Genomic DNA, 13318 nt, shown 5'->3' with positions numbered 1-13318 from the left:
CGAAAGAAGAGTAATAAAGTGATATTGCTGCCAGATATGCGGATGAGATTTTTGATAGATAAAAAAACACCGCCTAATTTAGGCGGTGTAACAAATTTGACAGACAGGTCAAAAATAAATACAGGAAGTATATGTTTTGTCACAGGGAGTGTGGACAAAACATTATGGTAGAAATCTACCTAACTCGAAATACGAGTTTGCAAACACAACATCGCAACAACGAAGCCAATTGATTTCCAAAGAAATCAAGCCGTTCAGGCCCGTGTTGCGGGGTGAAATATAGAATTTATCTGGCTGTTCGACAACGGACATTTTATAATGTTTCAGATTAAAAAAACTAATCCTATTAGAGGTCCCATATGTCTCGCAGATTGCCTCCATTAAATTCGCTTCGAGTCTTCGAAGCGGCTGCTCGTCATCTCAGTTTTACACGAGCAGCAGAAGAGTTATTTGTTACTCAAGCCGCGGTCAGTCACCAGATTAAAGCGCTTGAAGAGTTCTTATCATTGAAGCTCTTCCGTCGACGTAATCGTTCTTTGTTGTTAACAGAAGAAGGCCAAAGTTACTTTCTCGATATCAAAGATATTTTCACCTCGATTGCGGAAGCGACAGATAAGGTGTTGGAACGTAGCGAAAAAGGGGCATTGACGATTAGCCTACCGCCGAGTTTTGCTATCCAATGGCTTGTACCTCGTTTGGCCGATTTTAATGCTCAAGAGCCCGATATCGATGTTCGTATTAAAGCCGTAGATATGGATGAAGGCTCACTGACTGATGATGTTGATGTGGCGATCTACTATGGCCGTGGGAACTGGCCAGGTTTGCGAGCAGATAAATTGTACCAAGAGTTTTTGATCCCACTTTGTTCACCTTCATTACTTTTGGGTAACAAACCATTAGAATCTTTAAGTGACCTCAAATTACATACTTTGTTACACGATACTTCGCGTAAAGACTGGAAGCAGTTTGCTCGTCATTACAACATTGAAGGCATCAACGTAAACCACGGTCCTATTTTTAGTCACTCAACGATGGTGCTACAGGCAGCTGCGCACGGTCAGGGGGTCGCGCTCGGTAACAACGTACTCGCCAAACCTGAAATGGAAGCCGGACGACTCATTGCACCATTCGACGAAGTTTTGATATCCAAGAACGCATTCTATGTGGTGTGTCATGAACAGCAGGCAGATATGGGCCGAATCGCAACGTTTAGAGATTGGATGTTAGCAACCGCGAGAAAAGAACAAGAGGAAGTATTGGATGAATCACTGGATAGCTGAGGGGCCTGAAAACGGACCGCTGTTTATTTTTGCTCACGGCGCAGGTGCGGGGATGGAGCATGACTTCATGACAGCGGTTGCCAAAGGATTAGTGGAGCAAGGTATTCGTGTAGTGCGTTTTAATTTCCCTTACATGGTGAAACGTTCGGAAGATGGCAAAAAGCGTCCGCCCGATCGCGCGCCAAAGTTGCTCGAAGCATACAGCGAAGTGATCGCTCACTTTACTTCTTCTCCCGTGGTTATTGGTGGTAAGTCAATGGGCGGTCGTATGTCGAGCTTGTTGGCTGAAAATGAGCTGGTGGCGGGCATTGCCTGTTTAGGGTTTCCATTTCACCCGCCAGGAAAGCCAGAGAAATACAAAGGCGAGCACTTAGCAACCATTGAGAAACCTACGCTGATTCTGCAAGGGGAACGAGACACCTTTGGTAAGCGTGAGGAATTCGATGATTTCGTCCTTTCGTCACAAGTAACGGTGAGCTTTTTACCTGATGGTGACCACAGCTTCAAACCGCGCAAGATCTCAGGTCATACTGAAGTGGGTAACATTGCACTCGCGATAGAGCAGTTAGCGGCGTTTATACAAGAGGTGTACAGTGAAAAGTAAGTGGTTACTCTCATTCTCTGGTTTGTCTGGGCTGCTTTCGGTCGCTCTTGGAGCATTTGCTGCTCATGGGCTAAAAGCGACACTGGCCCCTTATTTGCTCGGTGTATTTGAGACCGGAGTTCTGTATCAATTTATTCACACGTTGGCGATTGTGTTTTGTGCCATTCTGCTTCTGCTCAATTTGGGACAAAAAGCACAAAAGTATTTTTTCATTGCGGCGATTTGCTTTATTATCGGCATCTTTTGTTTTAGCGGCAGTCTTTACGCGCTGGCGCTGACGGGCATTAAGTGGTTTGGGCCAATTACTCCTGTAGGAGGGTTGCTGTTCATGATTGGTTGGTGTCTGTTCTTTTTTGCTGCGTTCAATATCAAAGAGGTCTCCAAGTGAAACAACTAATGCTCTATTGCCGTTCTGGCTTTGAGAAAGAGTGTGCTGGTGAAATTCAGGACAAAGCGACACAGTTGGAAGTGTATGGCTTCCCTCGTGTGAAGAGAAACTCAGGTTATGTTGTCTTCGAGTGTTACCAAGATGGAGATGCCGACAAACTTGCGAGAGGTTTAGACTTTAAGTCTTTAATTTTTGCTCGACAAATGTTTGCGGTAGCAGCTGAGTTTCAATCGTTGCCAAGTGATGACCGCATTAGTCCAATTTTGAATGAACTAGCAGACATTGAAGCATTCCCTCGTTGTGGTGATTTGAGAATTGAAACGCCAGATACAAATGAAGCGAAAGAGCTACTGAAATTCTGCCGTAAGTTTACCGTCCCAATGCGTCAAGCGTTGCGCGGCAAAGGCTTAATGCTGAACAAAGATAACGCGAAAAAACCAGTACTGCACATTTGCTTTGTTGAGCCTGGCCACTGTTACGTTGGTTACTCTTACACTGACAACAACTCACAGTTCTTCATGGGTATCCCTCGCCTTAAATTCCCAGCAGACGCTCCAAGTCGTTCAACACTTAAACTGGAAGAAGCATTTCATGTCTTTATTCCACGTGAAGAGTGGGATGAGCGTTTGGCACCAGGTATGTGGGGTGTGGATTTAGGTGCATGTCCAGGCGGTTGGACGTACCAATTAGTGAAGCGCTCAATGTTCGTTCACTGCGTAGATAACGGCATGATGGCAGACAGTTTGATGGAAACTGGCCAGATCAAGCACCATATGGTGGATGGTTTTAAGTTCGAACCAGACCGCAAGAACGTAACATGGATTGTTTGTGACATGGTGGAAAAGCCAGCTCGTGTTGCTCACCTGATGGGACAGTGGCTGTTAAAAGGTTGGGCAAAAGAGGCCATCTTTAACCTTAAGCTGCCAATGAAAGGGCGTTATGACGAAGTGCTGCAAGACCTTGAAAATCTGAAGCAGTTCCTCATTGATAATAAGGTAAAGTTCAAGCTACAAGCTAAACATTTGTATCATGATCGTGAAGAGATCACGATTCATATCCAATGTCTGTCGAATATTTCACCTTACTAACTTTATTCCCCGAGTCTTTTGGGAATAGTGATTAGAATAGAAAAAGCGCCTTCAAATGGCGCTTTTTTAATATCTGCCGGATTTCATGGTGTGAAACTTCCATCGGGCACTACTTCGCTTTGTTTGGCCCTAAAAAGCGAATATCTTGCAAGTTAAAGCCTAGTTCGATATCGCACTTTAAAGCGGCGACGCGTTTACATAAACGAGCAGACTCAATGTGCTCGTCCAATTTTTTACGGTATTTCGGTACGAGGTCTTCACTAGCGTAGGCAGCTTCAATACTCTCAAACTGAGTGAGAATCTCTTTCGCTGCTTTCGGGCCAATTCCAGGTACGCCCGGAACCTGGCTAGAGCTTATCCCTGTCAATCCCCAGTAGTCCGCTAGTTGATTTGGTTTTACGCCGAACTCTTTTTCGATAAATGGTTCATCTAACCAACGGTGTTGGAAATAATCACGGATTTGTAGGGTAGGGGAAAGTAGCTGGCAGTAACCTTTGTCTGTGGAAACGATGGTGACTTTTTCACCATGGCTGGCCACTTTCGTTGCGAGTGTAGCAACCAAATCATCTGCTTCATCGCCTTCAGAAAGCAATGAATCAATACCTTGCTCCCACCACGCTTGTTGAATCGCATCTAACCCTTGCAGTAGTGGCTGAGGCATTGGCTTTCGGTTTTGCTTATAGTCAGGGAGAATTTCAGCGCGCCAACCTCTGTCTTGTTCGTGGTGATCAAAAACTGCGATGATGTGTGTCGGGTTGGCCTCTGACAGAATGCGAGTGAGGGTTCTTTGCGTTGTGGTTATGGTTCTTGCTATGTCGGTTGGATCTGGTTGTGCTGAGTGCACTCGGCGGATCAGGTTTAGGGCATCAATGATAACAAGATGAATAGACATAATGACTTAGCAATAAAAAAGGGGCGTAATGCCCCTAGTGTAACGAATGCTAGCCTGACTATCGACCACCAATTTCCGGGTGAGCGATTCGATAACACGGTTCGTAGTCTGAACCGCCAGGTAATTTCATTCGGTGCTGTTCGACAAAGTCTTTTAGCAACTTATCGAGTTTTTTCATGAGGACTGCGTCGCCATGAATGGTGAAAGGCCCTCTACGTTCTATTTCTCGAATGCCTTCAGCCTTTACGTTACCTGCCACTATGCCAGAGAAGGCTTGACGCAAGTTGGCCGCTAAAACTTGCGGTTCTTGATCTAGGCTTAAATCCAATTGTTCCATCGACTCATGAGTAGGCTCGAATGGTAGTTGGAAGTTTGGCTCAATTTTCAATGACCAGTTAAAGCTGTACGCATCGCCTTTCTCTTTTCGGTGAAGGCGTACCGAGTCCATGGAGCGTTTCATAATACGAGCGACTTCTGCCGGGTTGTCAATGATGATCTCGTAGTGCTTTTGCCCTTCCTCACCAAGTGTGTCGCGAATGAACTCATCAATAGAGCGGAAGTACTCTTCACTCTCTTTTGGTCCTGTTAATACGATAGGCATTGGCTGATCGGCGTTATCCGGGTGCATCATGATGCCAAGAATGTACAGTAGCTCTTCCGCTGTGCCCGGGCCTCCTGGGAAAATAACGATACCATGAGCCATACGGACGAAAGCTTCCAAGCGCTTTTCGATGTCGGGCATGATGACCAGTTCATTTACTATTGGGTTTGGTGGCTCGGCAGCAATAATCGAGGGTTCGGTTAAACCAAGATAACGTTGCTGAGTATAACGTTGCTTTGCGTGCCCAATTGCTGCACCTTTCATCGGCCCTTCCATTGCACCAGGGCCGCAACCTGTGCAGATGTTAAGTTCACGCAGGCCCAGTTCGTTACCCACTTCACGTGTGTACTGATACTCCACTCCATTGATAGAGTGACCACCCCAACATACGACAAGATTCGGTGCGATACCTGGAGTTAATGCTCTGGCATTACGAAGAATGCCGAATACGAGGTTCGTAATGTGAATTGGGTTAGTAAGGTTGAGCCGCTGGGCGTCTGCCAAATGCATGTTTACGTAAACGATATCACGCAATACGGAGAACAGATGCTCTTGGATACCTTTAATTATTTCGCCGTCAACAAAAGCGTGCTCTGGCGGATTAGTCAGCTCAAGCTTAATACCACGCTCACGACGCACGACGTTGACATCAAACGATTGGTATTTATCGAGCAGTTCTTTCGAGTTATCGGTATGGCTACCGGAGTTCAACACCGCTAATGTGCAATTACGGTACAGCTGATAAAGTTCACTCGAGGCTGTGTTCTTTAAGCGCTCTACTTCTAGTTGAGATAGCAAGTCCATGCTACCAGCGGGGCTTATATGGGTAATCATAACGCCTCCTTGTGTTGCATTAATTTGAGGGAAAGTACCAACTTACCTTTTTGGTGTTATACGTATGGTTTGATGAAAGGTAGTTGGCCGATTTGGTTTTATGGTTATCAACTCCCAAGCAACCTCAAGATGATACATTTGCCTTTTATAAATACATCATCTTGAAGTGACTTGGGTTTTTACAGCTTAGCAGACTAAAAGGGAAGAAATGTGATAACTCGTTGAAAATGGGTGGTTATAAAGCGAAGATTGCACCAAATTTGGTTTGTTTGCTTGCTTTTTGTACGAATCTTAGCTCCAGTTAAGCTGGTTTGTTCCACGTTTTTTAGCGTCCGCAAGCATCTTGCCAAGACGATCGAGCACATACTCTGGCGTATCGGACTCTTTGAAAGACGTCGATACAGCAGCTAAGGTAATCATGATATTTTGCTCACGGAACTTAAAGGGTAATTGGCTAATATCACGCTGGATATGCTTAATAAGATCCAGTGTGTATTCTTCAGATTGTTCCGGGACGAGTAGAATGAACTCCTCGCCACCAAAGCGAGCCACTGTTTCCGTTTCTGATACGCGCTTGTTAATAGTACGAGCGATGATCTTCAGCGCTTTATCGCCAGCCGTATAACCATAGCTATCATTCACCGCTTTGAAATTGTCTACATCAAACAGCACAACACGAAGGTTTTGCTGAGAGCGAATCCAACGGCGATACTCTAGCTCTAGTCGATCGTTAAATGCAGTGCGGTTATAAACTTTAGTCAGCGGGTCGAGCAACATACGCTGAGCTTGGTCATCTAAGCGTCGACGATAATCTTGCGTAGTTTCAAATACCGCTTCGAGTTGGTTCTTACTGTAACTTAACCGCTCTTGCAGCGCTTGCTCTCGCTCTTCCGTCATTTTCAGTCGCTCTGTCAGCGACGCCATTTTTTCGAGAAGAGGCGTGATTTCTTTTTTCACAACCGCGATATCTTGAGCTTGATTAAGTGACTTTTGGCTTAATTCAACCAAGCTGTTCATTTCTGTGTTGAGCTCTTGGCGGTGTTCAAAGTAGGTATGATGCTGGTCGACGTTCTGATGAACGGTTTTTAGGTTACTTGCGAGAGAAGTGTTCAGCTGATCAAGGAATTGGCTAGACGCCTCGCGCTCGAACTTTGTTGCTTCGACAACCAATTTCAGCGTTGAGAGCGTAAGCTCAATGAGAGACTCGGCACTCACGCCAAGGAGCAACTTAGCGCGAATATCCAGCAATCTATCGCCTGATTCTCCCTCGAAATCAAGCTCTGTAATAGTATGTTGGAGGTCGCTGGCTAAGCACTCAAGCTGAGATCTGTCGGGATTGTTTTCAAATTCACTAAGATGTAGACGTGAATTAGACGTGATGATTTTCAGAGCGCGTTCGTAAATACTCAGTAGCTTAGTGGCTTGATCAGCTTTATTGCTGGCGTGAACTTCAGAGAAACTCATCAGGTTCCGTAGTTCACGTTTTAACTGCGCAGGTAAGCCCGTGACACGTTGCAGTGTTTCACCACTGTGCTTGATTTGTTCGTCAAGGTAACCGTTTTGTTTATCCATCGTCTTCGACTGCTGTTTGAGCATCCTCTCTAATACCGCTAAACGCGGGATAAGAGTGCTGATATCTTTTTGATGTTGCAGCTCTTGTTGGATTTCAAATAGGTAGTTGGATACCTGAGTATTCGAACCCTGGCAAGCTGAAGACAATGATGCCACAACGCGTTTAAGAACTTGTTGTTCACGTTTGAATTTGAGTGAAGTATCACGATGAGTCAGTCTGAGTTGGTCAAGTTGACAACTCAGCTGATGCAGCTGCGACTGAATATCGGATTCCAAGATTCCCATGAAGTGACTACGGTTAAGTCCATGTACTACTGACAATTATCTGATAATAACAAAAAACTTTATAGCGTCATTAGTTATTACGTTCAACAGGCGTTTAATTATCCATTTTTTAATATTTTCTTGATGTCGTCCTCATTCTTGTAGGACGAATGGATCTTGATCAGGCCTTGGCTAATGGCATGTTGACAGGCAGTTCTTATGTTACCTGTTGCAAAGCTAGCAGCAGGCGCATTATCGATGGCTTTTAAGAACACCCAGTGGCTTTGCTTATCCTTCAAGCTGACTTCTCGTGCGATGTGAGTAGCAAGCAATAACAGATCGAGTAATTCCTCATCGTTAATTGCAGTGTAGGCTCGGGGTAAGAACGGATAATCGCTGATGCCCATACGAATAATACGATTGACGTTGTGCTGCTGTGCGAACTCATCCACCCAAGTCTGGAATTTTTCGAACATGACTTCGGCAGAAGCATCACGGTCAGCGTTCGGTTCTATGTAGAGTAAGTTCGCATCTGAGAAATGGTAAAGACGCGACGGTTTTTCTATTTTTTCCGCAAGGAAGTCGCCAAATGCCCGTTCTAGTTCTAGACCTGCCTTATAGCCGTTATGGACGTACATGCTTCGTAAGAATGGCAAATCGATCATAACAAAGCGTAGGCGATCATTAAGTGGTTCGTGGATCAATTCACCCATTTGCCATTGCTCGAAAGTTTCGCTCGACTTTTTCAATGAGCGAGAAAGCTTAACATTCAGCATACGCAAGTTACGTAAACGAGAGCGAGAGTGGGTGAAGAGGTCGTTACGCAGTTTTTCGATTTCACTTGCTTGGCGCTGCATAATGACACCACGGCGCATAATGAACAAAAACATGACCAAGACAGTAATAAACAATGCAAATGAGATTTTCTGGAATTTACGATGCTCTCTTTCCACTTGCTCTAAGCGTTCTGATTGACCGATGTAATGGATGGTTTGTTCGGCAAATTCTTTTTGCTGACGGAACGCATCCTCACTGATTTGGTTAAGCTGCTTTTGTTCTAGACGAACGAGGTTGGTGTATTTTTTATAAGCTTGCAGAGAAAGTTTGTATTCGCCTGCCTGCTCGTAACCCAACCCAAGTAAACGGTATGACTGCTGCTTAATGAAGTTGTTATTTTCAGGTGACTTTTCAGCAAGTGCTAACGCCAGCTTAGCATTAGTAATGACGTCTTTACTGTCATTTTGATGATAAGCCAGACCTGACTGAAGCAGGGCAGCCTTTGCTTCAAGCTTAGGAATATTGGTGTATTCTAAAAGCTCTTTAGAGCGGTCTAAGTACTGCTCTGCTAGCGCGTAGTTATAGAGTTGTAGGTAGGTAGCCGCCAAGCTTAAGCGAATTTTAATGATTCTATTGATGTTCTTACTGGTACTTTCATGGTCAAGCACGTTGAAGTAATGCACTAACGCAAGGTTAAACTTACCCTGATAAAAGTAGATGTCGCCCATTTGCTCTAGGACGTCCGCTAGGATCGGAGAGCTAGGGTAAGAGTCATAAAAATCTGCGGCTTGAGATAAGTATTCGATCGCTTTGTCGTACACTCGTCGCTCCTGGAAGAGCCTAGCCAAAAGGCGATTCACTTTTGCTAATCTTGCACCACTGTTACTTTCAATAGATTGCCAATAACCGTATAGCAGCTCTGACAAAGCCAAATTGTATTTCTTGCTATTGAGGTAAAACTCGCCGACGGCTGTGTAGTAGTCGATCAAGGCTAACTCAGAGCGGCTATCGTCAAGCATGGTCTTTGCTTCAGAGTACAAGTTTTCCGCTTTAATGATATCGCCACTATGTGAAGCGAGGAGTGCTCTTTGCATCACTAGTCGGTAGCGAACGCTGTCGGTGCGTTGTAATACGGCATCGGCTTCATCGAGCTGTTGTTCAATTTGGTTAAGCGTGTCTTCCGCTTTTGAGTAGTTTTCGTCGTACATCCAAATCATTTGGTTGCGCATCAGCTGGAGATCTAAGTCCATGTACGGCAATTGATATTCTTGCGCTAAGCGTTCCGCTTTATTTAGGTGCTCGATAGCCGAACGAACATTACCCATGGCGTAATCTGCCTGAGCGATAATCTTGTGCGCTTCGATGGTGCTGCTTGGTGTGCGAACGCTACGATCTGTTTCGTCGCGAGACATGGCTGAAGGGCTGTCACTTTCTTTGCGTTCTGTTAGCTCACGCTGTGACAAATAGTTGGTTGCCGCTTGTTTTGCTTGTGATGGTTCTATTTCCGCCAATTGTTGTGCTTCGTTGAGTAACGCGGACGATAAAATGGTTGCATGAAGTGGCTGTACAAACAGCAAGCAAAGAAAGCCAATCAATTTGAATAGACGCGAACTGTCCCAAAACATCCTTTCGTTCCCTCGAACTGTTTTTAGATATGGCGATAACGGCGAAAAGCCTCAATTAGCCGTTTAAATGCGGGTTGAAGCCATTTGATATAGTAACATGCTTGGACAATAAAAACGTCCGGCAACCCTTTAGATTGCCGAACTTATTTCTGTTGCCTATGCGCTTACTGACGAGCCATACGGTGATTGTGAGCTGGCTTATCTTGTTCCGTTGAGCGGTAAGGGTTGATATCCAAGCCTCCACGGCGCGTATAGCGGGCAAATACGGTCAGTTTGCTTGGTTGGCAGTATTTCATTAGATCCGTAAAAATACGCTCTACACACTGTTCGTGGAACTCATTGTGCTCGCGGAAAGACACTAAGTAACGTAACAGCTTCTCACGAGCTATTTTTGCGCCTTGGTAGCGAATTTCTACACTGCCCCAGTCGGGTTGGTTAGTGATCAAACAGTTTGATTTCAATAGGTGGCTATGTAGCACCTCTTCAACTTGTACTTCACCTGCTGCACCTTCAAGCAAATCGGCATCGAAATCGTAACTGGTGATGTTAATGTCTTGGTCATCAATACATTCACCGTCCATTGTTACGATAGGTTGATTGGTATAGTGGGTCACTGGATTCACCTCAACCAGCACCTTTTCACCTGCGCATTCAGAAAGGTCTTGTGTTAAACGCTCAGTCACTTCTTCCCAGCTTGCAAAGCGGGTTTGGTTATAGCTGTTTAAGTACAGTTTGAAAGACTTCGATTCAATCAAGTTTGCGCTGGTGGCTGGAATGTATACTTCGCCAACGGCCACTTGTGGTAAACCTTTACTATTTAACCAAGACAGTTCGTACAGCGTCCAAATGTCGTGCCCCATGAAAGGCAGAGTATCGCCTAACTGGAGGTCATCTCGGTTCAGGCTGCGAGGGACTGGTTGCAGCAAGCTTGGGTCATACTGGTTCGCATACTCGGTCGTTTTACCTAGTGTTAGGCCAGCAAGCTCTTTAGCGTCAGAATATTTGCTCATACTTTGTGGTCGTTTTCGATTAGAATGGCGAGAATTTTACTGAATCCGCTGGTCAATTGCCATCCGGCAAGTACGGCTATCTGATAAATAAGGAATGAGGAGACCTTCATGACCCAAAACGTTACTCAGGCGCTACAAGAGTTCAGCCTGCGCTACCAACAAGCTTGGCAAGCTAAGCACAATGAGTTGCCAAGCAGTGAAGAGCTTGCAGAGCTTGTTTCTCCTTGTGTCGAAGAGAAGCGTGATGGAAAGGTGCTTTGGAAAGCGGTCGCACGTGATGAAATGGCCGATTTCACCAATGTGGAAAATGCGATTGAGTTGTCACTGCAAGATGATGTTAAAGCCTTTTATGGTTCTCAATACTGCGCTGATATGGAGGCAACTTGGCAAGGTAATTCGTTGACGCTGCTGCAAGTCTGGAGCGATGACGATTTCGTGCGTCTACAAGAAAATATTCTTGGTCATTTGGTGACGCAGCGCCGCTTGAAACTTAAACCAACAGTATTTATCGCAGCGACAGATGAGGAAATGGATGTGATTTCTATTTGTAACCTCACTGGCAATGTGATTCTAGAGCGTTTGGGCACCTCTAAACGTGATGTATTGGCAGATTCATTGGTTGAGTTCTTGAATAAGTTAGAGGCTGCCGTCTAAGTATGTATGTTGTTGAGTTGCAGTTTGAGTGTTTTGATAACACCACCGTCAGCGCGGTAGACAAAGCCATTAATGGCTTGATGGATGCTCTGCGTTACAACGGCCAAGTATTAGGTCGTGAATTCCCGATAGTGATGGGAGAAGGTGAATTTTTCGTTCGTGTTGTTTGCCCAGAACAAGACAGCTTGCATCCACGTTATCACTCAGATTTCGTCAAAGTGTGCATGAACCGTTTGTCGGATGCGTCTTTGCTTGCTCCGAAAATGCGTATGCTAGGGCGTGATTTGAATTCAGAACAAGCAGCCGAAGAAGAGACACCTAGCTGGCAAGTGTTGTACACGACTTATGTTCATACGTGTTCGCCTTTGCGAAGTGGTGAAACCCTGTTGCCAATTCCTTTGTATCGTAATGAGCCAACACTTAATGGAGACCATAAAGCCGTCATTAAGTGGCAGACTGAGTGGCAAGCGTGTGATGAAATCCAAATGGCAGGGGGTTGCCGAGCGGAACATGCGGCGCTGCACGAAATTTGCGATGTGGATAGTGTGCTGTTTCGCCGAGGTTGGGACTTACGTGGCCGTATCGAATACATCACGAAGATCCCTACGTACTATTACCAGTATCGTGTCGGTGGTCAGTCGCTGGAGAGCGAGAAAGCGCGCAAGTGTCCAAAATGCGATGGCGAGTGGCTACTCGATGAGCCACTACATGAAATATTTCATTTTAAGTGTGATGACTGCCGAATCGTGTCGAATATCTCTTGGGACCATCTTAAGTAGCGAATTGAAGCTACTTAAATGGGTAGATAGACAAATAGAAAGGGCTGATGTTTTCACATCAGCCCTTTTGTGTTTAGAACGTTTATGTTTAGAACGTTGTTTTCAGTCATGTTTTGAAAAGTGGGATTACCAACCTTTCACAACACCGCCTTTGAACAGCTCTTTTGCCGCTTCGTAAACTTCTTCCGTTTGGTAAGCTTTTACGAAGTTTTGTACGTTTTGCGCATTAACATTTTCTTCGCGAGCGACAATTAGGTTTACGTATGGTGAGTCTTTATCTTCAACGAACACGCCGTCACGCTCTGGCGATAGGTCTATAGAGCTTGCGTAAGTGGTGTTGATGATAGATAGCGTTACGTCATCCAGTGAACGCGGAAGCTGTGGGGCTTCTAGTTCAATGATTTCGATATTTTTAGGGTTGCCTACGATGTCACGTACTGTAGCGAGTAGACCAACGCCATCACGTAGCGTAATCAAACCTTGTTGCTCAAGAAGCAGTAGTGAGCGACCTAGGTTCGTTGGGTCGTTTGGTACTGCGATGCGTGCGCCATCTTGAATTTCATCAATTGATTTTACTTGCTTTGAGTAACCAGCAATAGGGTAAACGAATGAGTTACCCGCGATAGCCAGTTTGTAGCCGCGGTCTTTCACTTGTTGGTCTAGGTATGGTTTGTGTTGGAACGCATTCGCGTCTACTGAACCATCATCCAGAGCGGCGTTTGGTGTTACGTAATCGGTAAATGTTACTAGCTCAACGTCTAGGTTGTATTTCTCTTTTGCTACTTTAGCGGCAACTTCGGCTACTTGTGCTTCAGCACCAGCAATAACGCCAACTTTTACTTTGTTTACGTCTACTTCTTTGTCGCCGCAACCCGCTAGAGCAAGAGCAGAGGCGGCCGTTGCTACAGTCAAAAGACCTTTAAGGCTAAATTTCATCTTTATCTCCTTAT

General features: G+C 45.2%; 12 protein-coding genes. 6 read left to right on the top strand and 6 right to left on the bottom strand.

Features of this window, described 5'->3' with window-relative positions; all coding sequences use genetic code 11:
* The first annotated feature begins 359 nt into the window (after window positions 1–359).
* Genes R7093_RS15680 through rlmM form a run of 4 tightly spaced genes read left to right on the top strand, consistent with a single transcriptional unit; the run spans window position 360 to window position 3360 of the window.
* Window positions 360–1280, top strand: a complete 921-nt coding sequence (locus R7093_RS15680; protein WP_005383616.1) for a transcriptional regulator GcvA — start codon at window positions 360–362, stop codon at window positions 1278–1280.
* Complete coding sequence (locus R7093_RS15675) at window positions 1261–1884, top strand: alpha/beta fold hydrolase (RefSeq protein ID WP_085569905.1); 624 nt, start codon at window positions 1261–1263, stop codon at window positions 1882–1884. The genes R7093_RS15680 and R7093_RS15675 overlap by 20 nt, the downstream gene beginning before the upstream one ends.
* Window positions 1874–2272, top strand: a complete 399-nt coding sequence (locus R7093_RS15670) for a DUF423 domain-containing protein (RefSeq protein WP_047010151.1) — start codon at window positions 1874–1876, stop codon at window positions 2270–2272. The genes R7093_RS15675 and R7093_RS15670 overlap by 11 nt, the downstream gene beginning before the upstream one ends.
* Window positions 2269–3360 carry a 23S rRNA (cytidine(2498)-2'-O)-methyltransferase RlmM gene (rlmM, locus tag R7093_RS15665; RefSeq protein WP_017820611.1) on the top strand — a complete coding sequence of 364 codons (1092 nt, stop codon included), beginning with the start codon at window positions 2269–2271 and terminating at the stop codon, window positions 3358–3360. The genes R7093_RS15670 and rlmM overlap by 4 nt, the downstream gene beginning before the upstream one ends.
* A gap of 109 nt (window positions 3361–3469) precedes the next feature.
* Here the strand turns inward: rlmM and xni are convergent, their stop codons facing one another.
* The 5 genes from xni to queF all read right to left on the bottom strand — a co-directional run bounded on the left by xni (window position 3470) and on the right by queF (window position 10935).
* On the bottom strand, window positions 3470–4252 hold the full coding sequence (xni, locus tag R7093_RS15660; RefSeq protein WP_025768895.1) for a flap endonuclease Xni: 783 nt from the start codon (window positions 4250–4252) through the stop codon (window positions 3470–3472).
* A gap of 58 nt (window positions 4253–4310) precedes the next feature.
* Entirely contained in the window at window positions 4311–5687 is a 1377-nt protein-coding gene (gene ppnN / locus R7093_RS15655) for a nucleotide 5'-monophosphate nucleosidase PpnN (protein ID WP_047102074.1), read from the bottom strand.
* Window positions 5688–5978: 291 nt separating this feature from the next.
* Window positions 5979–7544, bottom strand: a complete 1566-nt coding sequence (locus R7093_RS15650) for a sensor domain-containing diguanylate cyclase (protein ID WP_005381978.1) — start codon at window positions 7542–7544, stop codon at window positions 5979–5981.
* 98 nt (window positions 7545–7642) lie between these two features.
* Window positions 7643–9925, bottom strand: coding sequence for a tetratricopeptide repeat protein (locus R7093_RS15645; protein WP_017635678.1), 2283 nt, complete (start codon window positions 9923–9925; stop codon window positions 7643–7645).
* A 164-nt stretch (window positions 9926–10089) separates the two neighbouring features.
* Window positions 10090–10935 carry an NADPH-dependent 7-cyano-7-deazaguanine reductase QueF gene (queF, locus tag R7093_RS15640; RefSeq protein ID WP_025768898.1) on the bottom strand — a complete coding sequence of 282 codons (846 nt, stop codon included), beginning with the start codon at window positions 10933–10935 and terminating at the stop codon, window positions 10090–10092.
* A 108-nt stretch (window positions 10936–11043) separates the two neighbouring features.
* Here queF and syd point away from each other — a divergent pair, with 108 nt between their 5' ends.
* Window positions 11044–11589, top strand: a complete 546-nt coding sequence (gene syd, locus R7093_RS15635; protein ID WP_005381970.1) for a SecY-interacting protein — start codon at window positions 11044–11046, stop codon at window positions 11587–11589.
* Between the two features lie 2 nt (window positions 11590–11591).
* The gene (locus tag R7093_RS15630) at window positions 11592–12368 is read left to right on the top strand and encodes a Zn-ribbon-containing protein (protein WP_047010147.1); all 777 of its coding nucleotides are present in this window, start codon (window positions 11592–11594) and stop codon (window positions 12366–12368) included.
* A gap of 126 nt (window positions 12369–12494) precedes the next feature.
* On the opposite strand, the gene R7093_RS15625 is transcribed toward R7093_RS15630, so the two are convergent.
* Window positions 12495–13304 carry a MetQ/NlpA family lipoprotein gene (locus R7093_RS15625; RefSeq protein ID WP_005381966.1) on the bottom strand — a complete coding sequence of 270 codons (810 nt, stop codon included), beginning with the start codon at window positions 13302–13304 and terminating at the stop codon, window positions 12495–12497.
* Window positions 13305–13318 lie beyond the last annotated feature (14 nt).

It is taken from the genome of Vibrio sp. 1580 (assembly GCF_033340055.1).
The sequence above is the reverse complement of the archived record's forward strand: the minus strand, read 5'-3'. Positions and strand labels throughout refer to the sequence as shown.

Coding starts and splice junctions, on each gene's coding strand:
- syd (WP_005381970.1), top strand. CDS start 11,044: ATGACCCAAAACGTTACTCAGGCGCTACAAGAGTTCAGCCTGCGCTAC.
- R7093_RS15680 (WP_005383616.1), top strand. CDS start 360: ATGTCTCGCAGATTGCCTCCATTAAATTCGCTTCGAGTCTTCGAAGCG.
- R7093_RS15650 (WP_005381978.1), bottom strand. CDS start 7,544: ATGGGAATCTTGGAATCCGATATTCAGTCGCAGCTGCATCAGCTGAGT.
- R7093_RS15645 (WP_017635678.1), bottom strand. CDS start 9,925: ATGTTTTGGGACAGTTCGCGTCTATTCAAATTGATTGGCTTTCTTTGC.
- ppnN (WP_047102074.1), bottom strand. CDS start 5,687: ATGATTACCCATATAAGCCCCGCTGGTAGCATGGACTTGCTATCTCAA.
- R7093_RS15625 (WP_005381966.1), bottom strand. CDS start 13,304: ATGAAATTTAGCCTTAAAGGTCTTTTGACTGTAGCAACGGCCGCCTCT.
- R7093_RS15675 (WP_085569905.1), top strand. CDS start 1,261: ATGAATCACTGGATAGCTGAGGGGCCTGAAAACGGACCGCTGTTTATT.
- xni (WP_025768895.1), bottom strand. CDS start 4,252: ATGTCTATTCATCTTGTTATCATTGATGCCCTAAACCTGATCCGCCGA.
- queF (WP_025768898.1), bottom strand. CDS start 10,935: ATGAGCAAATATTCTGACGCTAAAGAGCTTGCTGGCCTAACACTAGGT.
- R7093_RS15630 (WP_047010147.1), top strand. CDS start 11,592: ATGTATGTTGTTGAGTTGCAGTTTGAGTGTTTTGATAACACCACCGTC.